We start from the raw sequence: 25,543 nt of genomic DNA, 5'->3' as shown, positions 1-25,543 counted from the left end.
AATAAACAACTATAATGCGCTATTGTCAACAATCATTTATTCCATGTCTTATATGGAAACCTTGCAAGATTTGCATTCAGATATCTTGTGTCCCGAGTTACCTCTTCACCCAGCCATGCGGGTTTTTCGAATATTTCATCTTCGGATTCAAGTTCGAGTTCTGCAACAATAAGGCCATCATTGTCGCCATGGAACACATCCACCTCCCAGTTAAAGCCTTTGTATTCAACTATATGCCGGGTCTTTTCAACGATATGGCCGCTGCAGAATATTCCGATCATTTCTCTTGCGTCACGTTCAGGGATTTCATACTCGAATTCATGGCGTGAAATTTTTGATTTGGTCTTTTTTAATGTGATAAAGGCCTTATCTTCCTGGACCCGGACTCTCAGGGAAAACCCGCTTGTAGGAAAATAACCCTGGATGATTGAGAGGCTTTTAAGCGGTTGGCCCCATGAGATATCGTTTACAAGAAACTTTCGTTCGATTTCTGTTCCCATTTTTCCTCCGTTGTCGTTTCTGCTCTTGCCCGGAGCATGAAGTACATTAAAACGCATTTTATCCGATTAAAACTTTATCGTCGCGAGGTTATCAAATCCTTAGCTTTTTTATTGCGGGTGAGGGGATAATTTTAAAAAGATAATTACTGAAAATCCGGCGTTTACTATTAAACATAGGGATATAAAACGCTCCATCTTGAAACTCTTCCGTTTGTCGCAACCTAGATATCTCTGGCAATTTCGGGATTTGATCTGGACCTGTAATTATTAATGCTTAACATAAAGAATAATATGTATAAAAAACGAATCATAAAGATTTTGACATATCTTTAGGGTTTGGATAGAAAATCGACATCATCAGCGAAGGAGCAAATTATGGCAGGAAAAAATATATTTACAGTAGCTCTTGAAGAAAAGACAATAGAATTGCTGAGATTCCTTGAGATGCAGACAAGCATTCCCCAGGCTTCACATGTCAGGAATGCGCTGAAGCTGTATTTTTCTCTGGTCAAGGAATATGGATATGACTTTATTTTCGAAGCATCTAGCATGGATCAGGCTACATTGGCCAAATACTATGTAAGGATAAAGGAAGCTCCGAAAACACAATTGAAAACTGAAGTTGTCAAGGATATCAATCAGGTGGTGTCTGCCAGATCCCAAAAAAGGAAAAATGATGATTCCGGTACAAAAGAGAAGAAATTACCTGTATAATATTCAATGATTATATAATCGGTTTTTATGCAAAGGGGGTCTGATATGGATGATATCGGCTCGGATTTTTTTACGGATGGAAATAAATCATCCGGATCATGCAAGTGGGCGATTGAGAGTTCCGGTCCGGATGATTTTTACCATAAAATCGGAATAACCAAGTTTGACAATGTATTTGTAGCATACAAACCTGAAAACAATCGAAATATGGCGCAATTTTATGAACGCCTCCTGGGGATTTGGGAAAATAAAAACATATTTTATATGCTGATTTATAGAAATCTTGAGAAGATTCGGTATGTTCTAGGACTTATAGATGGAGGACATACAAACAATCCGGTCGAGGAGGTTCCTGATGAACTTTTGTCCTTATATGACAACTGGGGATGGATTGAGACCGGATTCGGGGTCAATGAAGGAGGGTTGATAAGCCGTTATTATGGAATTACGACTGACGGCATTGGCGTACAAATATTGGAGAAGCCGATCTACAAGAATATGGCAAAGGTTTTTTATATGATACTCTCGCCCTATAACAATGAATCTAATGCAGGAAATTTCCTCAATGCCATATTCAGTGCCGATTCCGCTCTGGATCTTTTCTGTGATCAGGAAGGTAAAACAGGCAAAGCGACAATCACCTGAAAAAATACAAATTATAAAAGGCTCTGATTAAGAGCGTCACGGATGCTGTCCTGTAAAATTAAACAGCCATTTCCTCCTCGGCCGATATATCACCTGTTCTTCCTATAATAATTCTTTTAAAAGGCGGTTTGACAGCTGAGCGTTCTATTGCCTCGATTGCGGCATACAGAAGTCCGTTGCAGCAGGGCACCTCCATATGAACGACTGTAAGGCTTTTCGGCCCTGCTTCCGAAAGTATGTGTGCGAGTCTCTCGATGTGTGCTTCGATGTCATCAAACTTTGGACAGCCTGTTGCAACGGCATGTCCTTTCAAAAATTTTTCATGCAGCCCGGGGCAGGCAACTGCTGCACAATCGGCTATCAACATCAGATCTGAATTCTTCAGAAAAGGCGCTTGAGGCCCCAATAACTGAAGCTTTATAGGCCAGTGTGCCAGATGGCTTACCGGCTCGCCTGAAGGTGCACTGTTATCGCAGACTGGTTCTTTCTTGAATTCCATCATTACTGACGATGGACAGCCGCAGGGAAGGGTTTTTTCTTTATTCTCTGCAGCCAGATCAGGATGAATCTTGACGGCCTCTTCATTAAAAGAATCCGCTGCCCTTTCGATAATCTTCAATGCACCCCGGGGACATTTGCCGATGCAGGCGCCAAGACCGTCACAGTAAATATCGCCAACAAGTTTAGCCTTGCCGTTGATGATCTTAAGCGCACCCTCTGCACATGCCAGACAGCACTGGCCGCAGCCGTCGCACTTTGCCTCGTCTATATCTATGATCTTTCTTGTCTTCTTCATGCCGGCCTCCCTTTTCATTTCTACAAAAAAATATAGAGTATTTGCCGGATAAAATATTTGACTTGAATCAAGCATATAGCGCATATTGTACAGGTTATTGAAGGATTTGGCCCTGATCGATTCGGGGCTATGTGTTTCATGAATTAATCCAAAATAAAAACTTATATAAAAACAGCCTGAAATGGCGTTAGGGGGATTAAATGAACAGGATTCCGGAACAGGGTATCGAGCGCTCGAAAGTGCTTGAAATGCTCAGGTCATTCAATTCAGATGATGCCAACTATCATGACAGCAAGACCTGGAGTCTTGTTTATTACCTCAGCGAAGACCATACGAATTTTCTGAAAGAAGCCTATGGCATGTATTTCAGCGAAAATGCGCTCAATCCGATGGCTTTCAAGAGCCTCAAACGCATGGAGTCGGAAATTGTCAGGATGTCTGCCGGGCTTCTTGGCGGAGATGACAATACAGTGGGTGTAATGACATCCGGCGGTACGGAAAGCTGCCTTCTCCCTGTTGTAACCTACAGGGAACTTGCCAAATCGAAGAGACGTCTTCCTTTCAGGCCGGAAATGATCGCACCGAGATCGATTCATGTCGCATGGTCCAAGGCGGCAAAGTATTTTGGCGTTAAGATCCATTATGTGCCACTCTGCGCCGATAACAGGGTGGATGTAAATGCCGTCAGAAAGCTCATCAACCGGAACACCATAATGATCGTATGTTCCGCGCCTTCTTATCCGCATGGAGTGATAGACCCTGTAACGGAACTTGGCAGACTGGCAATCGAACATGACCTTCCTCTTCATGTTGATTCATGTGTCGGAGGGTTTCTGCTTCCTTTCATTGAAAAGAACGGCTTTAATGTCGATCCCTTCGACTTCAGGGTCCCAGGGGTTACATCAATATCGGCAGACATACACAAATACGGCTTCAGCGCAAAAGGGGCGTCTGTGCTGCTGTACAAGAATATGAATTACCTTAAGCACCAGTTCTTCGTAAAAACTGACTGGCCGGGAGGTGTTTTCGCATCTCCTGCCATGCTGGGAACGAGGCCTGGGGGAGCGATTGCCGCTGCCTGGGCTGCAATGAATGTCTTTGGTGTAAGCGGCTATAAGGAGATTGCCGCGGCAATTATGGGAACGACTGAAAAGCTTAAAAAAGGCATAGAGGAAATTCCCGGGCTAAAGGTGCTTGGTAAACCGGCAATGAGTGTTTTCGCCTATACGTCAACAGACAGGGCTGTGGATATATTCGCTGTCGGTGACCAGCTTGAGGCAAAGGGCTGGCTGGTTGACAGGCTTCAGAATCCCGATGCCCTTCACTGCATGGTTATACCGAGACATGCAATGATAGCGGATGACTATTTGAAAGACATCCGTGAAGCCGTGGAAACCGTTCGATCAAACCCTGGTCTTGCTGTTAAAGGCAATGCCGCCATGTACGGGATGATTGCAAATGTGCCGTTTAAAGGCCTTATTCAAAATGAGGTGATGAAAATGATGGAAAACCTCTACGGGCCGGAATGCAAGATGCCGTCGTTTGAGGCGGATCCGTCCGGATCGAAACTTCTTGATCGTGCAATGCCGATTGTTCTGAAGATATTGAGGAGATTCAAGAAGTGAGGTGTATGAGAAACATTCAGGCACATCACACCATGAGGCCGAATTTTCTTAAGACGGGATCAAATCATTTGTTCAGCTTTTTGAACAGACCCTCAATCGGATCATTGATGGCAACCGGCGGCATGGTGTGAACCGCTGCAGAAATTTCGACAGAAAAATCTTGATACTGCTGTTTAGAATGGCATAAAAAACGCGGAAGAAAATAAATACAGGAGGTTGATGCTTAGATGAAAAAAGATTCCACCACACTTGATGCTGCAACTATACGGCAATATGAGAAGGACCATGTCCTATATCCCTGGGCGGCTCAGAAGGATGTCAATCCGATTGTTGTCGATAAGGCCAAGGGCTGCTGTTTCTGGGATACTGACGGCAAGAAGTACATAGATTTCAGCTCTATGTTCGTATTCAGCAACCTGGGCCATTCGGATGACCGTGTCAAGGAAGCAGTGCTGAAGCAGGCAGAGAAGCTGCAGGCGATATCGGTATCGTTTGCTACGGAACCGAAGGCAAAACTTGCGAAACTTATAGCCGAACTGACTCCTGGTGACATAACAAAGACATACTTTTGCGCAAGCGGGTCAGAGGCCAATGAAGGTGCGATAAAGATAGCCAGACTGGTTACGGGAAGACAGAAGATTATCTCCCGCTTCAGGAGCTATCATGGTTCGACATACGGGGCCATGGGGCTCTCAAACGATTTCAGAAACTGGGCTGCCGAGCCGGCGATTCCTGGCACTGTCCACTGTCTGGACCCTTACTGCTATCGCTGCCCGTTCGGCGCAACATATCCCAACTGTGATGTCCAGTGTGCAAAGCATGTTGAAGATGTAATACGATTCGAGGGCGGCGCAAAGAGGGTCGCGGCGTTCATCGGCGAGCCGGTTATAGGTTCAAACGGAATAATCGTACCTCCGGACGGCTATTGGCAGAAGGTAAGAGAGATATGTAACAAATACGACATTCTTTTGATCGATGACGAGGTAATGGCAGGCTGGGGACGCACAGGAAAGTGGTTTGCAATCGAACACTGGGGCGTTGATCCCGATATCATCTGTACAGCCAAGGGAGTGACTTCGGGTTATATTCCCCTGGGCACGACCAGTGTAAATAAAAAGGTGGCAGCTCTTATCGATGAAATTCCATACATACACGGGCATACCTACAGCGGACATGCGCTTGCAATGGCCGCAGGCGTTGCGACCATTGAGGCATACAGGGAAGACAACCTGATTGAGAATTCTGCAAAACTGGGTGATTACCTGCTCGAAAAGGCCAGGGAACTTATGGATAAACACCCGTGCATCGGTGATGTACGCGGCAAAGGACTGTTTGTCGGAGTGGAACTTGTCAGAAACAGAAAGACAAAGGAACCCATGCATGATCCTTACATAGAAGGATTAAGGCCTCCAACGGCAAAGGTCAGGGTGCTTGCTGAAGCCATGAAGAACGGCGTTTACTGCCTGCCCGGAATTGCAAGCGTGCTTATGCTGGCTCCTCCTCTTTGTGTGACGAAAGAGCAGATAGACTTTGCAATTGACGTATTTGACAAGGCCCTCCTCATTGCAGATGCAGAAGTTGAAAAATAGATAGTTCGAAAATCAAGCCGGACTTCAAATCAATGAAGTCCGGCGTTAATTTCTCAATCCTCATATCCCTCCGTTAAAGAACGGCTGTATTAAGAACCCGGTATGTGGTATTTATATGAAACATTTCTGTACACTTTATTTTTGAGGAGGATTTGTGAAGAGACTGATAGTATATCTGAGCCTGTCAATAATCATAATTGTCTCCGGCTGTCTGCCGACCCCTGAGAATACTGAAATAGTCGTTTCCGATGGAATTACAAGCAATGGTGATGTCCTCGAGCCGGAAATCGTTCCTAATGCCACGGTCTATCAGATCGAGCAGAAGGACAAGCAGTCGTTCCTCAAGTTCATACTGGGAAAGAAGCTCAGCGGCATGCAGGTGCAGTTCTATGCAAGGCCGCTTGGGTCGGGCGATGATGCATGGGTAATGCTCGGAGACGGGCCTGTCGAAACCGACGGCAATGGGAAGGCCTCGCTTGGCGGTCTCAGAAAGTGGCTTTCGGCTTTTCCTCTGTGCGCAGCACCCTTCGATCTTCAGCTCAGGGCGGACGTGCTTTTCTCCGGAGGCAGGACCGTTTCGGACAGCATGGGCCTTGTAAGGGTACTGGCCAATCAGAATTCTCCATGCATGAACCCGAACATCGACAGGATTTCTATGGCCAACCCTCAGGTGGTAATATCAGATCATGACAACACAATTCATGCCACAGGCGGGCTTAACAGCATTCCCGATGTGGTAAACCTTTTCAACTTAACTAAGGGAAACTGGCCGCTTATCGACCAGTATGTCGTTCCTTCCATCAAAGAGTTGCTCGATGAAGGAAAAGACTTTGTAATCGTGTCAGGCATGCCAAAGGAGGCAAGGGCCCTTTGCCGGCAGCAGATGATAAACCACTTTGAGCCTGCCGCTTCCAGAAAAATACTGATATTCGTCAAGGACGACATGCCGTATGATGAAACTTTTAAGTTCAAGGATGCAGCGCTGTGCGTCATCAAGAAACTCTATGGCGGGGACAAAGTCCTGGCAATGGTCGGAGACACTCCTCATGAGGACGGATACGGCGCTATAGACAATCGGATTTTCTATATCCCGTTCAAGGTGAATTATTTCCTGAATCCGATGAAGGACCTTGATACACAGGGATTCGGTTTCATCACCCCTGACAGCATAGCATGGGACTGGTCGCAGGTGATGGCTGATATTGCCGAAGGAGACAGGGTTTCAAATGTTTACCTTAGAAATGATACGGGTTTTTTGAATATTGCCCACAGGGGCGGGGCTGCGCTTATGCCGGAAAACACGCTTGAAGCATTCCGTAACGGCATGGCTGCCGGCGCCGACGGATATGAGCTTGATCTGCAAGTCACCAAAGACGGCTATGTCGTAATCTCTCATGACACAAGGGTTGACAGGTGTACAAACGGAACCGGGAGCATCAATGACATGACGCTGGCCGAAGTCAAGGAGCTAGATGCCGGTTACCGGTTCACGACAGATGGTGGAGCAACATATCCTTACCGGGGAAAGGGTATAAAGATCCCGACCCTCGATGAGGTGCTTGATGAGCCTGCAATTCAGAATGCAGTGGGTGTAATCGAGATAAAGCAGCTCGATGCCGGCGTTTCGGAAAAGCTGATCGATATGATTGAGGCCCATGGAATCAAGAACCGTGTAATAATAGAATCCTTTGACCAGAAGGCCCTTAATGATGTCAGGAACGAGATTGCATTGAGAGGCGATGACATAATCACATCCTTCAGCCAGGCTGAGATAATAAACTTTTTCCTTACCCCGCTTTCCGTCATGCTTGCCTCGAAATACGATCCGCCAGCAAGGGTGCTTCAGGTGCCCTTTGAATTGACTCTGAATAATCTGAATGTGACGGTAATAAACGATGTATTCATGCTCAAGGCCCGTTATCTGGGGCTCAAGGTACATGCATGGACAATAAACGATGCTGCAACAATGCGTTCACTCAAAAATGTAAAGAAAGTCGAAGCCATAATGACGGACGAGCCTGGCATATTGAAAGCCGTGGCAGAAGAATAACCGGATTTTCGGGTGCATACGCGAAAGCCGCTTCCTGCATTATCCAGGAAGCGGCTTTCTGTTTTATAACCGGCAGGACAGATGCCTGTCCCGATCATCAATCCCAGTTTCTGTAATCCAGATAGTCGTATTTTTTAAGGAACCTTGTAGGCAATGCCAGGGCGTCCTTTCTGAACGGCGGAGCGAGTTGTGTGCCGTCGACCACAAACTCGAGGACCGTAGGTTTACGGCTTTTAATGCATGAAAGGAAGGCTTCCCTGATATCTTCGGCACGTTCCACACTCACGCCCTGTGCACCCATGGCCTGAGCGACGGGCGCGAAGCTCTTCGGGTTGGGGATGTCAACCCCCACGAAACGGTTGTTATAAAAGTCTATCTGGTTCTTTGCCTCAGCACCCCACCACATGTTCCTGAATACGCATGCAACAACCGGTAGGTTGTGCTCTACTGCCGTACTGACCTCGTGAAGGCTCATACCCCAGGCCCCGTCCCCGATTATGGCTATGACCGGCGATTTCGGTTTTGCAATCTGTGCGCCCAGTGCGGCAGGGTAGGCGAATCCTGTGTTGCCGAAGGTAAGCGCCGCAATATGCTGGCGGCCTCCGTTGAATTTGAGATAGCTGTTGGCCGTTGAAGATACGTTACCAATATCGGTCGTGACGATGCAGTCTTTTGGAAGCGCCTTGGATATCTCGAGCAGGACCCTTCTCGGATTGATCGGGTTTCCCTTGACCATTGCCAGCTTTACGATCTCCTTTTCCCAAATCTCTTTTTCTTTTGCTATTGCGGCAAGCCTTTTGGTGTCAGGTTTTCGTCCCTTGCTCAAGGTCTTGAGGCGTTTGAGAATTTCAGAGCTTGCTTCCCTGGCATCGCCGATTATGCCGACTTCAATGGGATGGGTGCGTGCTATATGCCGTGGATTGATGTCGATCTGAATGATTTTGGCGGCATCCGGGAAATAGTTGATGTCATACTGCGGCAGGGTCCCGAAAACCGAAAGGCGCGTTCCGACTGCAAGTACTACATCAGCCTTGGAAAGAGTTTTCATTGCGGCCTTTGATCCCATATAGCCTATCGAACCCAGGAACAGGGGGTGATTGCCGTAGAAGGCGTCGTTATGAAGATAGGTGACCGCAACAGGCGCAGTGAGGTGTTCGGCAATAGCCTTGATTACGTCAAGTCCGTTGGAGTCGACCACGCCGCGGCCTGAAACGATTACCGGGTTTTTCGCCTTTGAAAGGAGCTGTGCCGCCTTGTCCAGGCTTTCGATGGAACCGCACCCGCGCGCGTCAACGCGATACTGGGAAGGCTTTAAAATGGTTTCTTCAAGTTCGCCGTAAAAATAATCCCTGGGGATGTCATACAGCACCGGACCCCTCTCGGCATATGCGATCCTGAAGGCAGTGCGCAGACAGTCAGCGGCCCTTTTGGGATGAGGTACTCGTACTGTCGCTTTTGTTATGGCCTTGAATACGGAGACCTGATCGCATTCCTGAAAGCCGTCCCAGCCGATTGTAGGTGTTCCTGCCGATGGAGAGATGACCACAAGGGGCGTGTGGCCCATGTTCGCTGCGGCCACAGATGTAACCATGTTTGTTATGCCGGGCCCGTTCTGGCCTGTTGCGACGCCTGCCCGTCCGGTGATCCGGGAATAGGCGTCTTCCATATGCACTGCGCTCTGTTCATGACGTACGGGATAGAATTTTATTCCTGCTGCCGGGAAAAGATCCAGCATGTCCATAAAGGCTGATCCCACAATGCCGCACACATGATCAACGCCTTCAGCCAGAAGCGTTTCTACGATTGCTTCGCTTGGAGTCATCTTGACTTTCTTCATAATATTCCTCCTATCTTTAGATTTTTATTTTTCATTCGTTTATTTCAGAAAACTTTCCTCCGGGCTTTCCTCCAATTCAGGCTGTCCACTGTTTTTAAGAATATTCATTGTTTCAACTGCAATAATCTTTTCCTCGTCGGTAGGTATGACCAGAACACTTACAGGAGAGCCCCCGAGAGAAATGTCATTTTCAAGTATACCGGACACATTTTTCTCATGGTCAAGACTGATGCCCAGCCATGAAAGATAGTCACAGATCATCTGTCGCATACGGGGAGAATTTTCACCGATGCCCGCGGTGAAAACAAGTACATCAAGGCCGTTAATGGCAGGGATGAGAGACCCGATCCCCTTTGCTGTACTGTATGCGAACACGTTAAGCGCGAGAGCCGCCCGTTCATGCCCATTCCCGGCAGCTGAAAAAAGATCCCTGAAATCCGAAGAAAGGCCTGATATGCCCAGGACTCCGCTTTCATGATTGAGTATTCGCATTGCTTCATGAACAGGGATGTTCAGATCATCAATAAGATATGCAATCAGTGCTGGATCGATGTCGCCGCACCGGGTACCCATGACAATGCCTGAAAGAGGCGTGAAACCCATCGAGGTGTCACAGGATTTTCCATTTCCGATGGCGCACAGGCTTGATCCATTGCCCAGGTGCGCGGTTATTATTCTGAGATTTTTTATGTCTTTACCGATAATTTCAGCTGCACGTTCCGCAACATATCTGTGTGAGGTTCCGTGAAATCCGTATTTTCTGATGCGGTTTTCCTCGTAATACCTGAAAGGAATGGCATAGGTGTATGCATAATCGGGCATGCTCTGATGGAAGGCCGTGTCGAAAACCGCAATCTGCGGCACTTCCGGGATAAGGGCCGTGCATACGTCGATGCCGGTCAGATTATGTGGATTGTGCAGCGGAGCAAGGTTCCTGCAGACTTCAAGCGTTCTGCGCACGGAAGGGTTTACGGCCACGGAAGACCGGAAAAACTCCCCGCCATGAACAAAACGATGCCCTACCGCCGTTATATCGCAAATATTTACCGGAGATTTTTCATTTCCTGCCGGGTTAAGTCCAAGCAGCATCTCAAGCGCTTTTTTGTGGCTGGAGAGCTCTTGTCTGACGATGCAGGGTGTGATTCCTTTGCCTTCCCATTGAATTCTTGAGTCATCCAGACCTATGCGGTCGGCCTGTCCCTTTGCAATGACAGTGCCTTCAGGCATCGAAAAAATCTTGAATTTGATCGATGAGCTGCCGCAGTTCATGGTAAGGATTTTCATCGTGTGCATTCCTTGTTATTCCGTCCTTTGAACCGCAGACGAGCTTTGCGCCCTGACTGAAACGAACAAACGGTAAAAAAGAGTCAGAACAAGAAATCCTGCTGCCCATACGCCCAGTGTTATGGCGATTTCCGGTCCGGTCGGTATGTATGTGCCGATTCTTCCGATTGGTGATGGAATGAATCCAGGGATGACAAGACCCAGGCCTTTTTCGATCCAAAGCGATATGAATACTGCAATACATGCAGCTGTGAGCCATTTTTCGTTTTTTCGCGCAGCCGGTATGATTAGAAGAATAAGGGCGGCAAATGCCAGGACAGTTGAAGCCCACATCCAGGGAACAAGGGTTGTATGGCCTTCAAGGCCTGTGAAAAGATACTGGAAATGCTCTTTGTGTGAAGGAATGCCGCTGTAGAATGCAGTGAAGATTTCCACCAGTACGAAAAAGATGCTCGTTGCCAGGGCATAGGCGATAATTTTTGCAAGCGTCTGAAGTGGTTCTTTTCCTGCGTCGAATGATGTAAATCTGCGGAGAATAAGACACAGAAGAACAAGTAGCGCAGGTCCTGATGCGAACGCCGATGCAAGAAACCTCGGGGCCATGACAGCCGTGAGCCAGAATGTCCTTCCCGGCAGACCGGCATAGATAAATGCCGTCACGGTATGAATGCTTATAGCCCATGGAATGGACAGGTATATGAGAGGCTTTACCCAGGCTGGCGACGCCACACCCTGTCTTTCGCTCTCTATCACGACCCAGCCTATGACGAGGTTGATAAGCAGGTATCCCGAAAGTACGACCATGTCCCAGAAGAGGATGGATTTGGGAGAAGGGTGAAGTATCATGTTGAAGGCCCGGCCCGGTTGTCCGAGATCAACGAGTACGAATGTAACGGACATGATGACGGCAGAAACTGCAAGGAACTCTCCTAACAGCGTAATCCGGCCGAAAACTTTGTAGTTATGAAGATAGTAAGGAAGTATGAGCATTACCGCTGAAGCGGCAATGCCGACAAGAAATGTGAACTGGGAGATATAGAGACCCCATGTTATGTTCTGATTCATGCCAGTGATGCTTAAGCCCATGCTCAACTGGCGCAGGTAGAAGAACACTCCGATCGCAATTACAGCGATCAGGAAACAAAGCCAGATGCGTCCTGTAATCTTGTTTTTATCCATGTGGCCTGTCATGTCTTGCTCGCTTTTCATCCTGTGTAGAATACATGCGGTTCGGTTCCAAGTTCGGGTCTGCGTCTGAACGCGTTATTGTTCCTGAGGATCGTCCGTATTTCCGATTCCCCTGCCAGCAGGTCTCCGAATATGAGGGCCTTGTGCCTGCATGCGGCGACACATGCCGGGGGAAGACCCACTGCAAGCCGTTCCTCGCAGAAGTTGCATTTTTCGACCACGCCCTTGGTCCTTGTAGGAAAGTCCGGGTTAATGCTTCCTATATAGGGCCGGGGATTCCTGAAATTCATGCTCCTTGCGCCGTAAGGACAGGCCGCTATGCAGAACCGGCAGCCGATGCACCTGTGGTAGTCCATCATGACTATGCCGTCCTTGCGTTTGAACGTAGCCTGGGTCGGGCAGACCCGGACGCAGGGAGGATTGCTGCAGTGATTGCACATGATTACGGGTTCCCTTTTCTTGAGCGATATGTCCGAGTAGGGGTTTTCCTGGGATGGAAATGCGTTTGAGAACGGCACCTTCTGTATCCATCTTATTTCCTGTCCGGGTTCGTTGATTAAGGGAACATTGTGAATGCCGTGGCAGGCATCGATGCAGTCTCTGCATCCGGCCGGACACTTCGAGATGTCCATCAGCATTGCCCACCTTTTTGCAGACGGCGCGGTATTCTTCGATATGACTTCCTGAGCATGGGCAGAGATCAGATATCCCACAGATGGAAAGATTGTGCCGAAAGCGGATATTCCAGCGGCCTTCAAAAGTAGTCTGCGGTTAATGTCCACCATGTAGGTTCACCTTTTCCTTGAGTATTATCGCCTTTCTCGCAGCTGCGGAAGCCGTTTCAGAATGGCAGTCCCAACACCTGGGATTTGCCCCGGAATAATTGTGACACCGTGTGCAGAACTGTTCCTTGTTGGAATGGCAGGCAAGGCAGGTCCTGGTGAGGCTTTTATCGAATTGCCGTCCGTCTGGTGCTATGTAAGTGCGGCTGCCGTTGCGAACAACATCGTTGCGCCACTGATTAAGCAGCTTCATGTGCTCGGTCTTCATGTATTCGGTGGAAGTCACGCACTGCTTTTCGGTCAACGCGTTTATCTCAGGTGTGTTGAGATCGATATCCGGGGCGGCCTTGGGTTTTAACCCTCCGTACCAGAATGGAAAGGCCGCAATGAGTATGAATACGGCTAATCCTGTGCAGACGCCCATGATTGTTCCCGGTTTGATCTTCATGGAGTCCCCGTCTCCTTTATCGGATATCCCCTGAGGTCGGTAGGCCGTTCATTCTCGCCTTTCATGACAAGGGCATTGCCCAGCAGTTCATGGACTCCCATCACAGAGACATCGGGAACCCAGTATTCCATCAGAGGCGGCAGTGTGGCGCGGTCAACTGCGCATATGCAGGCCAGGCGGTTAACGCCATATTTTTCATGAACTTCCTTTACTGCCATGGCGCGCGGCATGCCGCCCCTCATCCTCATCTCCATGTTCTCATCGTTTCCCAGCCCGGCTCCCGCACCGCAGCAGAATGTCTTTTCCCTTATTGCATCTTCGCGCATTTCAAAAAAATAATTGCAGGTATTATTGATGATATAGCGCGGCTCATCGAATAAGCCCATGGCGCGTGCCGGATTGCAGGAGTCATGGAATGTAATCCTCAGATGGTCATTTCTTGAAGGATCGAGTCTGATCTTGCCGTTTCTGATAACATCGGCGGTGAATTCGCAAATGTGAACCATCTTAGTGGAGCGGGCGTTTTCGAAGCGAGTCCCTGTTACGGGGGAAACAGGTACTTCAAGAAAATCAGCCGGCCCGTTCATTGTGTCCATGTACTGGTTCACCACGCGCCACATGTGGCCGCACTCGCCACCTATTATCCATTTGACTCCCAGACGTCTTGCTTCGGCATACATCTTGGCGTTAAGCCTTTTAATCATTTCATGTGAGTTGAAGAGGCCGAAATTTCCACCTTCGGAGGCGTATGTGCTCATGGTGTAGTCGAGGCCCAGCTCATGAAATAGCATCAGATATCCCATGCATGTATATGTGCCCGGGTCGGCGAAATAGTCTGCAGATGGTGTTATAAAAAGGATTTCGGCGCCTTTTTTATTAAGAGGAACTTCCACGCGCACGCCTGTCCTTTCTTCTATGTCATCGGTCAGGAATTCGAGCATATCCTTCATGCCGCCCGGCTGTATGCCGAGATGGTTCCCCGTCCTGAAGCAGTTTGCCGCAGGTTCCACGACCCAGTTGATGTTGCAGCCCACCAGATTGAGAAGTTCCCTGCCTATCATGGTGATTTCGGCCTGGTCTATTCCGTATGGGCAGAATACGGCGCAGCGGCGGCACTCCGTGCACTGGTAAAAATAGTAGAACCACTCCTTTAGTACGTCTAATGTGAGATCACGCGCACCGGCCAGTTTCCCGAAGATCCTTCCAGGTGTTGTAAAATAACGCCGGTAAACAGAACGGATGAGTTCCGCCCTAAGCACCGGCATATTCTTCGGGTCGCCGGTGCCGATATAGAAATGGCACTTATCTGCGCACGCGCCGCATCGAACACATATATCCATGAACAGTCTGAATGACCTGTACTTTTCAAGCCGTTCCTTCATGCCTGCAAGGATTATTGCCTGCCAGTTTTCAGGGAGCTTCCAGTCTTCGTCCGAAGGCTGCCATGCTCTGGGATTGGGAAGATCAAGTGCCGTGAGATTCTTTGCCGCACCTGCATGGCTCCATGTTCCCGGCCTGAAATCGACGGGAGTGTTCATCCAGGATTTTCCAGGCATGTCATACTTGACACGAATAAGTTCATCCGGTTTGGGTATTTTGGCGAACGACACGTCTACTCCTTCTCTACCGGCAGTCCGGCCGATTTCATCTTCTCGCGGAATTCGTCCTCATACTCTTCGTACGTGTGGGCCTTGACAGGCGCATTCCACGGGTTGATATGCCTTATTGCCCTGTTGCTGTTGGCAAGATTGCGCGTCGGGCTCAGGAAAACCCCGCCCATGTGCATGAGCTTGCTCAAGGGGAACCATAAGAGAAGCGCGCAGACGCAGAACAGATGGACGAAAAAGAGCAAACCTATTCCTTCTGGCAGCGCCATTGAGAAGGAAATCCATCCCGTGGCAAGCTCTTTCACCTTCAGGAGGTCGACCTTGTAGATGTGGCGCATAAGAATTCCCGTACCAGCTACACTTATTATAAGCAGTAGAGGAATGTAATCCTGTACGAGCGATATATACCGCAGCCTTGAAACTGCGGCGCGGCGCATGAACAGGTATATTGCCGAGACTGTAAAAATGATGTCCGAGAGATAAATGGTCGGAACGCCCAGTTCGAACATGCCGTCCCAGGCGGAAAGTTTATTGATAACAGCAGGAACAGGTTCGATGAAGAACCTCAGATGTCTTATTACGATTATCAGCATTGAAGCGTGAAAGAGAAGTCCGAACAGCCAAAGGGCCGTATCCTTTCCATAAACCGGCCTGTCTTCATACATTCTGGTATGTGAGTTTCTGAACAGAGACCGGAATAGAATAATTTCCGAGGCCATCCTTAAAAAGACGCCTGTTTTTCCTGATGGATTTTCAATCGGGCTGGCATTGATCCAGTCCAGAGACTTTTGCTGGGAGCAGGTTACCGGTATCCGAAATGGAACCGGTATCAGAGCCCACTTTATCACTCTGTAAATAAAACCAGCGAAGAAAACTGCAAAAGCCGCATAGAATATTAATGAAGCCGTCAGCCAGGGAGCAAAGGTACCCAGTGCGTACCCTGCACTAAGCAGTGATATGATAAAGATGAAAGATATAATGAGACTTCTTATGCCCATGACGGTTCCCCACCGAAGCTTATAATGGGCTTTTTCATATCGGTCATGGCATTGACTATCAGTTCTACAAGCCCGCCGTAATATATTCGGCTTCGTTCTTCCGCATCATAATAAGAAATTATATCCCTGATCGAACCCTTGCAGTTCGAGCACGGCGCGCATACGTATTTGGGCATATCTTCAGGTTCGCCGCTGAAGGCATCAAGTATCTGCAGGAATTTTTTGCGCGAGCTTAGAAGAGTCCGCCATTCGGAGAAATTATATCCAGACATTATTGCGAATCCTGAGCCGCCGCCGCAACAGTAATTATCGACTCCATGAGGAGTCATTTCCCTGAACAGCGGGGCGATCTTTCTCAGTATGCGTCTCTGAGGCTCGACTATTCCCATCGAACGCACGATATTGCAGGGGTCATGCAGTGTGACCGGGAAATTATTACGCATCGGGTCGAGCTTGAGCTTCCCGCTTGAAATGATATTATCCAGCGTCACCATTGCGGATTCCCGGGGAATGTTGAGATCTCCGGTCAGGAGCCTGTCTGCGATGACCGTAAGCGCTTTGTGTGCATGTCCGCATTCGCCCATGACGATCTTTTTTACCCTGAGCCTTCTGGCTATATCGGCGTGTCTGACAGCCACGCGGGAAAACTGGACATCGTCGTACCAAAGCCCGTAGTTGACGGCATCGTAGCCGACAGCTTCGGAAGAAAGCGTCCAAGAAATTCCTGCAGCCTGGAAGATGATTGCGAAGGCACCTACATTTTCCGGCCAGGCAAGCATTTCCCCGGCATTATGGAGCAGCAGGATGTCCGCTCCTTCAACATCCCATGGGATGTTGACTTTACAACCGGTGATCTCTTCCATTTCTTCTTCGATGAATTCCACACTGTCCCTGGCTGCGAGAGGAATCATTCCTGTCGAAGACCCCTTGCTCAACTGCAGTACTGATCCCTTGTCATGGATCTCTTTGGGGGCTATGCCCATTTCCTGGGAAAACAGTTTGCGTATTTCGTGATTGATGAGTCCGTTATCAACGCCGACAGGGCAGACTGTCGCGCAGCGTCTGCACAGCGTACAGCGGTAGGAGAGTTCTGCGAGACGGGCTATTGTCGTCCAGTTGAGGTCGATATCACCTGTCAGTCTGGCGCTTATTTTACCGCCTGGTTTTATATATTTTCTGTATATCCGGCGAAGGACTTCGGCGCGGAAAATGGGGCGGTAGATGTCCTTTCCGCCGCTCATCTCATATACAGGGCAGGCCTGCGAACAGGTCTGGCATTTTGCGCAGTGCTCCATTGATAGAATCAGAGGCTGGAGAAATGTCCAGTTGTTCTCCTTCTCGAAAAGTTTTTTCAGACCGGCAAGGAACCTTTCGACAAACGCTTTCTCTTCTTCCTCTCCTGCCGGTTTCGGTATGCCGACAGCCACCGTATCATCTAGCGATGATTCGATGCTTTTGATTTTATCGGGTTTCAGCGCCGTTATTGTCCTGTCGTTATAGTCTTCATATGGAAATGGAAGCGGTGTCAGATCGGCCGGTTCCACATGGCAAAGACATTCGGATTTCCTGCTGATATCTGAGGGTTTCATGATTTTTCCTCAGGGGCTTCTGAAGCGATATCGAGCCATGATTTTCTGCCGTCGGCCCCGATATGAGATGCCTTCCATGTCGGTTTGAGTTTTAGATTTTTTATAATGGCCTTTTCGACAGGTCCTCCCTTCAGGTTGGGGGCGTCGTCCCATTTAACACTGTGGTAAAGAAAATATTTCATGAACATGTGAGACATATGAGTTAAGGGAATATAGACGGCAAGAAGGGATGCCGAAATAATGGAAACAGTCCCGGAAATGCTGCTACCCGGAACATACCCGTTAAACGAACTTCCCATGGTGATAAGGCCTGTTGCATACGCCTTTGCTCCTTCAAAAAATGGGTCACCTGCAAGAATGCTTATCAGAGCGGACAGAAAAAAAATAAAAATGAACATGATATTGAAATAGTCTGTAAAAGATGAATAGTTTCTGAGTTCGGGATCGGATAAACGCCTGTATAAAAGCCCTGCGCAGCCGATATTACCCAGTACAATACCGGACCATCCGGCAATTATGATAAGGGTGTCTAAGGGCTTGATGAAGATGCTGCCTTCAACAAATAGGGCCAGAACCGCATTAAGCATCAGCAGAAGAAAAGCAGCGACCATAAGATAAAGACCGAAATGAAATGGAAAAGATACCAGCCAGAGGGTTCTGTTTTCCTTAAATAAACCTCGGATGAACAATATCTCTACCGCCATATATTTGAATTCATTGAATAACGAACGCTTTTGCTTCTTTTCCCACCAGTCTGATTCTTCCATATAGGAACCGCCATAATATACCCTGGATGCGGTCTCATGCTGTACAGGATACACTTCCCAGCGGACATGGACAGGCAGGGATGACAGTCTTACCACGCGACAAACTGCTGCGATCAGGAATACTGTCGCGCATGCATATGTTAATAAATAAAATCCCATAAGAAGTTTTTCGTACCCCGCATTTTCTTAAGTGCTGTTATTATAAGGTCAAAGGAAATAAAGGAGATTGGATTCAATCTCCTTTATTTCTGGTTAAAATTTTTGTTAAACGCAACCTGTAGGCTTCGAAAGACCGGCCAGTTTGCATGCCCCTTTGGCTGGTCCGGTGGGGAAGAGTTCATACAGCCTCTTGGTGTCGATGCCATTGTCCTTGCAGACCTTGCGGATCATTGGGGCTATGCCGAATTTCTGGAAGTAATCCCTCAGATAATTGATAATCTTCCAGTGTTCTTCAGTCAATGTCCCTTCGATCTCTTCCGTGCTTGCATAGGCCTGCGCGAATTCCTCGTTCCATTTATCAAGTTCCTGAAGGAATCCGTCTTCGTCAACTTCATAAGTTTTTCCAGCTAGTTCGATTGTCGGCATGTTGTTTATCTCCTTTTTATGTTTATTGTTGTATGGGTCTTGAGGCTGTGAATCTGTAAATATGTCCGGTTTTCATACGGTGCCTGTTTAAATCAGGATCCGACCTCTTTTCCTTCTGATCTCTGTGTTCCTGAGCCCTTAAAGCAAGCGTCTCAGCCCATTGCGGTGTTCCCAAGGCATGGATATGCGTATAGCTTGCAAGAATCTGTTTTTTGCACAGGCCGTCCCGAATACCGTCGATGCCGGTTCCGCGATTCATCCTGAAGGCAAAACGGATTTGTCTTTCATCTAAGGAAACTATCTTCGAATGATGAAACTCATGGCCTCTGATATTGGTGCCTGTCTGAAAGTAGGGGTTTTCCGCCACGACTTCAATATCCGTGTATCCGTGTCCCTGGGGTTTATCAACCATGGCAAAAGATACGGGCAGGGCGCCGGCCATGGGATATTCTCTGCTTCCGATCAAGAGCTTTTCTCCGAGGTACATCAAACCTCCGCACTCGGCATAGACGGGGAGGCCTTTTTCGGCTGCTTCGCGAAGGGATGCCCTGAAGGCGGTATTTTTTGAAAGTGCTTCAGCGTGTGTTTCGGGAAAACCTCCGCCGATATAAAGAAGGTTAATATCCGGCAGGTCTGTATCGCTGATAGGGCTTATGTCGATCACTTTAACGCCCCTGTCGTTAAGTGCTTCCAGGTTCTCGGGGTAATAGAACTGGAAGGCGGAATCTCTTAAGACGCCGATTGTCGCTCCTGTCTGATTGATCGGGCAGACGGCAGGCATGTCTGCTTCGATGGTGCCTGAAGCCTGAGATGCAGTCGAGATAATCATGTCCAGATCAATGTATTTTTCGGCCACGCCGGCAGCCATATCAAGGGCATGCATCATATGCGAATGTTCCTGCGGAGGTGTCAGACCCAGATTCCTTTGAGGAAACGGAAAATCCTTCATTCTGGGGACTGCGCCAATGACAGGCAGACGGCAGGTTTCCTCGATTGTACGTCTGAGAATTCCCTCATGCCTGCTTCCCGATACGCGATTAAGGATGATACCGCGGAGGTCTACATCTGGATCAAGCATACGGCATCCCAGTATCATCGCTGCTGCCGTGCGGGTTACCTTGTCACAATCCATAATCATGACAACCGGCGCTTTAAGAAGTTTGGCAAGTTCAGCGGTGCTGTGGGTGCCGAGAGAGTCCATCCCGTCGAAAAGGCCCCTGTTTCCTTCTATGAGTGCCATGTCAGCTCCTGCCGCATTTCTGATGAAGGAAGACAGTATGGTTTCTTTCTTCATGAGAAAGGAATCCAGGTTGTGACAAGCCTTACCTGAGGCCGAAGACAGCCATGCTGCATCTATATAGTCGGGCCCCTTCTTGAACGGGGCGGCCATGATACCCCTTTTCTTTAAGGCTGCAAGCATGCCTGCCGAAAGCGTCGTTTTCCCTGCTCCTCCGCGCAAGGCGGTGATGACGATTCGGGAATGCGTCGCTTTCATTGTCATATGCTTATGCTTCCGAAAAATATTCGGCAAGAACGATGTAGGTTGATGACCCGCTCGACCAGTACTTCAGGATTTCTTCATCAATAAGAGCCTTGACAGTGTCCTGAACGGCATGGCGGTCTTCATCGGGAAACCATTTTGTGACATCACGGATGTAAAACATCTTCTTGTCGCCCTTTGACTTTTCACGGAAGGCTTCAACCATTTTTGCTTTCAGATCATCAGCCATCATTACCTCCATTTAAACTGGGTGGATGTATGGAATGTTTCCGTGGCCATATCGAAATCATCGATATGCATATCGGTGAAAGGGATGCCGGTAAGGCTGAAGAATCTTTCCCATCCCACACGTTCGATCCACTCGCCTATCCGCTCATGTTTTTTTGCATGAGATGCGTATACCTCGATGATATTCTTTACCGCATCCACAACTTCAGGCCACCTGGGGGGATTGTTGGGAAGGTAAGGGATGGCCAGTTTGGAGAATGCCGGTTTGCTGCGGGCGTTTGACACCTTGCCGCCTACCCAGATTGATATTCCGTCGTTGGCGGGGTCTGCGATTGGCATGGCCGGGCAGACCGTGTAGCAGTTTCCGCAGTACATGCACTTTTCTTCGTTGATGGTGACGGTCTTGTTTTTCATGTCACCGCGAATGGCGCCCGTGGGGCAGGATGCAACCGTGCTCGGAATTTCACACATGTTGGGAACACGCGAGTTGTCGGGTTTGGGAACCGTGCGGTGTATGCCCAGAATGGCGATATCGGAACAATGAACGGCGCCGCACATGTTAAGGCAGCAGGCAAGCGCGATCCTTACATGCGCGGGAAGAGTCATGGTTACGAAATAATCATAAATTTCGTCCATGAGCGCCTTTACCGGGCCCGATGCATCTGTGGCCGGTGTGTGGCAATGCACCCAGCCCTGAGTATGGACGATGTTCGATATGGAATGTCCTGTTCCGCCGACAGGGTAGTTCCTCTTTTGGAGTTCCTCAAGGAGTGGTTCCAGCTTGTTTTTATCCGAAAGGAGAAACTCTATGTTGTGCCGGCTTGTGAAGCGCAGGTATCCGTCGCAATAGGCATCGGCGATTTCGCAGATTTCACGGATAGTATCCGTGGAAAGCAGACGGGGCGAACCTGCCCTTACAGAGTAAAGCTCCTCTCCTGACTCTGAAACATGGACCAGAACGCCTGGCCTTGGAATTTCATGGTAGCGCCATTTCCCGTAATTTCTCTGAACTACGGGCGGAAGCATGGTTTTGTAATCCGGGGGTCCTATATCCGTCGACATATTACTTTTCCTCCTTCTTAATGTCTTCAGGCCAGAAAAAGACATAAGGGTTTGTCCTCGGTGCCTTGACCATCTGCGGGGCTGCAGGAAGATCCATGGCCTTGAGGAACGAGCGCATACCCAGTCTTTTTATCAGTTCACCCAGCCTCTCGCGTGACTTGCCGTTTTCACTCCACCAGTCCTGTATCTTGAATATAAGATCCTTGAGTTCATCGTAGGGAGGTTCCAGTTTCATGAATGGTACAAGAACCCAGGACATGAGCGCTCCCTCGACTATGGGGGCTTTTCCTCCTACAAGGATCGTCGCTCCCCGTTCATCGCCAGGCCTCAAAGCCTTTGGCATGACATTGATGCAGTGCATGCACCGGGTGCAGTCTTCATCGTATATTTTGAGGGTGCTGCCTTTTAATTCCATGCATCTGGTCGGACACAGGTTGCAGACTTCCTTTTGAATATCCAGTCCTGAATCGATATATGCCGCAACTTCAGTCTGATCTATGGCGATATCCCCCTTCCATGTGCCGATAACAGAAAAATCCGCCCTTGCAATGGCTGCAACGCAGTCATTAGGGCAGGCTGATATCTTGATCTTGAACTTGTATGGAAACATGGGGCGATGGATTTCATCCTGGAAGCTCATTGTCAGGTTGTAACAGAGGTCCAGGCTGTCCACGCAGGCCCATTCACAGCGGCCTGGTCCTACGCAGCAGCTCGGTGTTCTGAGAGCCGATCCGGAACCGCCAAGATCGAAACCCGCTTCGGACAGATCATTGAAACAGGGCTGAAGGTGATCGGTCGTTGTTCCCAGCAGGATGGCGTCTCCTGTGGAGCCGTGAAGATTCGTGAGCCCGCTGCCATGCTTGTCCCATATATCGCAAAGGGTCCTCAGTGCATCGGTCTTATAGAACCATCCGGCAGGATGATTGACCCTTAAGGTATGGAATGCCTGAACATTGGGAAAGAGATCAGGCCGGTCGGTATATCTGCCGATGACGCCTGAACCGTATCCCTTGACGCCGACAATACCTCCATGCTTCCAGTGTCCGATTTTGTCCTTGTATGAGAGCTCAAGCTGTTTAAGAAGGTCTTCCGACATTGGGCTTTTCTTGGCTGCCTGCTTGATTTCCTTTACAAAACTGGGCCACTTGCCTTCTTCGAGTTCATCCAGAAGCGGAGTATCTGATTTCGACATGGGGTAATCTCCTTAAATTATGATTTATCAGGTACTTCTTTTCCTGCTGCTTATATCGTTTGGTCTGCATGGAATTAACTCTATCAGCAACGATTCGTCAAGATATTATTCTTTTAAAAAGAATATTGGACAGTATCTGTACAATGTATTCAATTTGTGGTGTAAGAAATTTTCTAGGGCTCATATTTTTTAAAAGCAGAGGAGATATAAAATGTACGAAGAACTCCTGGAATCATGGAGCAATGAGAAAGCGGATGAGCTTGCGAAGGAATTCCGCTTTGTCATCACGGATATGATATGCCGTTCGGGTTCAGGGCATATCGGTGGTGCGCTGAGTCTCGTCGAGACAATAATAAGCCTGTACTGGCGCATAATGAAAGTTAACCCTAAAGAGCCAAGATGGGACGGCCGCGACAGGCTGATTCTCTCGAAAGGTCATGCAGGCCCAGTACTTTATGCCGCACTTGCATACCGGGGATATTTTCCGATGCAGTGGCTGACTACACTAAACCGGGACGGGACATGGCTGCCGAGCCATGTTGACCAGATACGCACACCCGGTGTCGACATTACAGCCGGTTCCTTGGGGCAGGGGCTCTCGTGCGCTCTCGGCGCCGCTATTGCCGGCAAAATGGACGGGAAAGACCATAATGTGTTCTGCATAGTGGGTGATGGTGAAAGCGATGAGGGCCAGGTCTGGGAGGCCGCCATGTTCGCCGGACACAGGAAGATCGATAACCTTATCGCCATCACGGATTATAACAAAATGCAGATAGACGGTACCACGGATGAAGTTGTCACATTGGAACCTATTGTTGATAAATGGCGTGCTTTCAACTGGGAGGTTTTTGAAATGGACGGCCATGACTGGGACGATATAAACATGAAAATATCCGCGGCAATCGCTGTAAAGGGAAAACCGGCAATGATCATTGCTCATACGATCAAGGGAATGGGCAATGCTGCAGTTGAAGGGCAGGTGGGGAGCCATAATATAAAGATAGGCGACAAAACCGCTTATGAAAAATATATCAAGGCCCTTGGATATGAGTGCAGGCTGCCGTACGGCGAGGAATAAGGAGGGAGATTATGAGCTGGCATGAAATGGAAATGCGTACGGTTTACGCAAAAACACTTAACGAACTTATTGCAGAGAACCCCGATGTAATAAGCCTTGAAGCTGATCTGGGGAAGGCGTCTGGAACGTTCCCCGAGGTTTCTTCAAAAAATCCCGGTAACTTTATAGATGTGGGAGTCGCCGAGGCCAATATGATAGGCATATCTGCCGGCCTTGCATCCGAGGGCAAGATTCCGTTTGCCGCTACTTTCACATGCTTTGCATCCCGCAGAGTGTATGATCAGATATATATAAGCTGTGCGTATGCGAACAACAATGTAAAGATAGTAGGAACCGCTCCGGGCCTGACGCAGGGATCAAACGGTGGAACCCACATGGACTTTACCGATATGGCGATAATGCGCGCCATGCCAAACATGCATGTATACGCGCCAGCCGATGCCTATGAACTGAGGGCGGTAATGAAACATATGGCCAAGACAAAACAGCCTACATATCTTCAGCTCATTCGTTCGAAGGAGCCCCGGCTCTTTGATGACAACTATGTATTTAACCCGGATAAGGCTGTAATCTTAAGAGAGGGTTCCGATGTAACGATTGTCTCGACCGGATATATGACAAAATCATCGCTGAAAGCTGCAGATATGCTTGCAGCAGATGGTATCATGGCGGAAGTTCTGCATTACCCGTCAGTAAAACCTTTCGATGAAATTGCTCTTGTTGCTTCGGCAAGTAAAACAAGGAAAGTCGTCAGTGTGGAAAATCAGACAATAATAGGCGGTCTCGGCGGAGCGGTATGCGAAGTGCTTTCTGAGAAATGCCCGACCAGGGTAAAGCGTCTTGGCATACCGGATAAATTCGGTGAAGTGGCGACAGAAAAATATCTTTATGATAAGCATGGGTTCGGACCGGTTAATATAGTTGAGGCGTGCAAATCTATTTAATAAAAACAGCTGTTAATGAAATTGCAGAGCAGGGGTCAGTTATATGTGTGATATCTGAACCCTGTCTTTTCTGGCATCAATATTTAAGGATTGATCTCCGATGATAAAAAATCAAACCTGAAATGCAACGTGATTAAGTATAGTAAAAAAATGATTAAAATAAAAAAAATATGATTTAAATAATGTTGCCACAATTTGTTTATTGTGCTAGTATTACAATAATGCAACCATCTGATAAGATGGTAAATGTGGTTGGGCCTGAAAAAGGGGTTTGGGTAACTGTGTAACTGGGAGATGAATTAGTTTCAGTCCTCCTTAATATCATATTTAACTAACCGGTTATACAGGTCATAATTGATTGATGATTTTTTAAAGGGATGGCAGGGAATTGCCATCCCTTTTTTGCTTTTAAATGCTGAACGGTAATTCATAAAATCAGCAATTCATTTTTGATAATGACATATAGCGCAATATGAAAAGAAATATCTTATGATAAAAACAGAATAAGAGTAAATAATTGCTGATAAACAATAA

23 protein-coding genes are annotated in these 25,543 nt (G+C 48.1%); 7 read left to right on the top strand and 16 right to left on the bottom strand.

Features of this window, described 5'->3' with window-relative positions:
• Positions 1-32: 32 nt before the first annotated feature.
• Positions 33-500 carry a CYTH domain-containing protein gene (locus VIS94_01970; protein ID HEY9159842.1) on the bottom strand — a complete coding sequence of 156 codons (468 nt, stop codon included), beginning with the start codon at positions 498-500 and terminating at the stop codon, positions 33-35.
• A 375-nt stretch (positions 501-875) separates the two neighbouring features.
• On the opposite strand from VIS94_01970, the gene VIS94_01965 reads away from it, so the two are divergent.
• Positions 876-1,214, top strand: a complete 339-nt coding sequence (locus VIS94_01965) for a hypothetical protein (GenBank protein HEY9159841.1) — start codon at positions 876-878, stop codon at positions 1,212-1,214.
• A gap of 45 nt (positions 1,215-1,259) precedes the next feature.
• Positions 1,260-1,859, top strand: coding sequence for a hypothetical protein (locus VIS94_01960; protein HEY9159840.1), 600 nt, complete (start codon positions 1,260-1,262; stop codon positions 1,857-1,859).
• 58 nt (positions 1,860-1,917) lie between these two features.
• Here VIS94_01960 and VIS94_01955 read toward each other — a convergent pair whose 3' ends face one another.
• The gene (locus tag VIS94_01955) at positions 1,918-2,655 is read right to left on the bottom strand and encodes a 4Fe-4S ferredoxin (GenBank protein HEY9159839.1); all 738 of its coding nucleotides are present in this window, start codon (positions 2,653-2,655) and stop codon (positions 1,918-1,920) included.
• Positions 2,656-2,855: 200 nt separating this feature from the next.
• Between VIS94_01955 and VIS94_01950 the strand changes: the two genes are divergently transcribed.
• The 3 genes from VIS94_01950 (at position 2,856) to VIS94_01940 (ending at position 7,919) form a co-directional block, all read left to right on the top strand.
• Positions 2,856-4,280: an aspartate aminotransferase family protein gene (locus tag VIS94_01950; GenBank protein HEY9159838.1), complete on the top strand. Its 1,425-nt coding sequence runs from the start codon at positions 2,856-2,858 to the stop codon at positions 4,278-4,280.
• Positions 4,281-4,507: 227 nt separating this feature from the next.
• Entirely contained in the window at positions 4,508-5,869 is a 1,362-nt protein-coding gene (locus VIS94_01945; protein ID HEY9159837.1) for an aminotransferase class III-fold pyridoxal phosphate-dependent enzyme, read from the top strand.
• Positions 5,870-6,023: 154 nt separating this feature from the next.
• Complete coding sequence (locus tag VIS94_01940) at positions 6,024-7,919, top strand: glycerophosphodiester phosphodiesterase (protein HEY9159836.1); 1,896 nt, start codon at positions 6,024-6,026, stop codon at positions 7,917-7,919.
• Between the two features lie 97 nt (positions 7,920-8,016).
• Here the strand turns inward: VIS94_01940 and xsc are convergent, their stop codons facing one another.
• The 14 genes from xsc to dsrA form a co-directional block, all read right to left on the bottom strand.
• Entirely contained in the window at positions 8,017-9,756 is a 1,740-nt protein-coding gene (gene xsc, locus VIS94_01935; protein ID HEY9159835.1) for a sulfoacetaldehyde acetyltransferase, read from the bottom strand.
• Between the two features lie 39 nt (positions 9,757-9,795).
• A complete protein-coding gene (locus VIS94_01930) occupies positions 9,796-11,040 on the bottom strand; it encodes an acetate kinase (GenBank protein ID HEY9159834.1) in 1,245 nt (414 codons plus the stop codon).
• 15 nt (positions 11,041-11,055) lie between these two features.
• Positions 11,056-12,249: an NrfD/PsrC family molybdoenzyme membrane anchor subunit gene (gene nrfD, locus VIS94_01925; protein HEY9159833.1), complete on the bottom strand. Its 1,194-nt coding sequence runs from the start codon at positions 12,247-12,249 to the stop codon at positions 11,056-11,058.
• Complete coding sequence (locus VIS94_01920) at positions 12,246-13,013, bottom strand: 4Fe-4S dicluster domain-containing protein (protein HEY9159832.1); 768 nt, start codon at positions 13,011-13,013, stop codon at positions 12,246-12,248. The genes nrfD and VIS94_01920 overlap by 4 nt, the downstream gene beginning before the upstream one ends.
• Complete coding sequence (gene dsrJ, locus VIS94_01915; GenBank protein HEY9159831.1) at positions 13,000-13,458, bottom strand: sulfate reduction electron transfer complex DsrMKJOP subunit DsrJ; 459 nt, start codon at positions 13,456-13,458, stop codon at positions 13,000-13,002. Before dsrJ ends, VIS94_01920 begins: the two co-directional genes overlap by 14 nt.
• Positions 13,455-15,068 (bottom strand): (Fe-S)-binding protein, encoded by a 1,614-nt coding sequence (locus tag VIS94_01910; protein HEY9159830.1) that lies wholly within the window; start codon positions 15,066-15,068, stop codon positions 13,455-13,457. The genes dsrJ and VIS94_01910 overlap by 4 nt, the downstream gene beginning before the upstream one ends.
• A 2-nt stretch (positions 15,069-15,070) precedes the next feature.
• Positions 15,071-16,063: a sulfate reduction electron transfer complex DsrMKJOP subunit DsrM gene (gene dsrM / locus VIS94_01905; GenBank protein HEY9159829.1), complete on the bottom strand. Its 993-nt coding sequence runs from the start codon at positions 16,061-16,063 to the stop codon at positions 15,071-15,073.
• Positions 16,054-17,652 carry a (Fe-S)-binding protein gene (locus VIS94_01900; protein ID HEY9159828.1) on the bottom strand — a complete coding sequence of 533 codons (1,599 nt, stop codon included), beginning with the start codon at positions 17,650-17,652 and terminating at the stop codon, positions 16,054-16,056. The genes dsrM and VIS94_01900 overlap by 10 nt, the downstream gene beginning before the upstream one ends.
• Positions 17,649-18,515, bottom strand: a complete 867-nt coding sequence (locus VIS94_01895) for a respiratory nitrate reductase subunit gamma (GenBank protein ID HEY9159827.1) — start codon at positions 18,513-18,515, stop codon at positions 17,649-17,651. The genes VIS94_01900 and VIS94_01895 overlap by 4 nt, the downstream gene beginning before the upstream one ends.
• Positions 18,516-18,683: 168 nt before the next feature.
• Positions 18,684-19,004 carry a TusE/DsrC/DsvC family sulfur relay protein gene (locus VIS94_01890; protein ID HEY9159826.1) on the bottom strand — a complete coding sequence of 107 codons (321 nt, stop codon included), beginning with the start codon at positions 19,002-19,004 and terminating at the stop codon, positions 18,684-18,686.
• A gap of 22 nt (positions 19,005-19,026) precedes the next feature.
• Positions 19,027-20,499 carry a cobyrinate a,c-diamide synthase gene (locus VIS94_01885; GenBank protein ID HEY9159825.1) on the bottom strand — a complete coding sequence of 491 codons (1,473 nt, stop codon included), beginning with the start codon at positions 20,497-20,499 and terminating at the stop codon, positions 19,027-19,029.
• A gap of 10 nt (positions 20,500-20,509) precedes the next feature.
• Complete coding sequence (locus tag VIS94_01880; GenBank protein ID HEY9159824.1) at positions 20,510-20,734, bottom strand: dissimilatory sulfite reductase D family protein; 225 nt, start codon at positions 20,732-20,734, stop codon at positions 20,510-20,512.
• A gap of 2 nt (positions 20,735-20,736) precedes the next feature.
• Entirely contained in the window at positions 20,737-21,795 is a 1,059-nt protein-coding gene (gene dsrB, locus VIS94_01875; protein ID HEY9159823.1) for a dissimilatory-type sulfite reductase subunit beta, read from the bottom strand.
• Position 21,796: 1 nt separating this feature from the next.
• A complete protein-coding gene (dsrA, locus tag VIS94_01870) occupies positions 21,797-22,987 on the bottom strand; it encodes a dissimilatory-type sulfite reductase subunit alpha (GenBank protein HEY9159822.1) in 1,191 nt (396 codons plus the stop codon).
• Positions 22,988-23,198: 211 nt separating this feature from the next.
• On the opposite strand from dsrA, the gene VIS94_01865 reads away from it, so the two are divergent.
• Positions 23,199-24,065 carry a transketolase gene (locus VIS94_01865; protein ID HEY9159821.1) on the top strand — a complete coding sequence of 289 codons (867 nt, stop codon included), beginning with the start codon at positions 23,199-23,201 and terminating at the stop codon, positions 24,063-24,065.
• An 11-nt stretch (positions 24,066-24,076) separates the two neighbouring features.
• The gene (locus tag VIS94_01860) at positions 24,077-25,009 is read left to right on the top strand and encodes a transketolase C-terminal domain-containing protein (GenBank protein HEY9159820.1); all 933 of its coding nucleotides are present in this window, start codon (positions 24,077-24,079) and stop codon (positions 25,007-25,009) included.
• The last annotated feature ends 534 nt before the right edge of the window (positions 25,010-25,543 follow it).

The sequence above is a fragment of the Desulfomonilia bacterium genome (genome assembly GCA_036567785.1).
GTDB lineage: Bacteria > Desulfobacterota > Desulfomonilia > UBA1062 > UBA1062 > DATCTV01.
The sequence above is the reverse complement of the archived record's forward strand: the minus strand, read 5'-3'. Positions and strand labels throughout refer to the sequence as shown.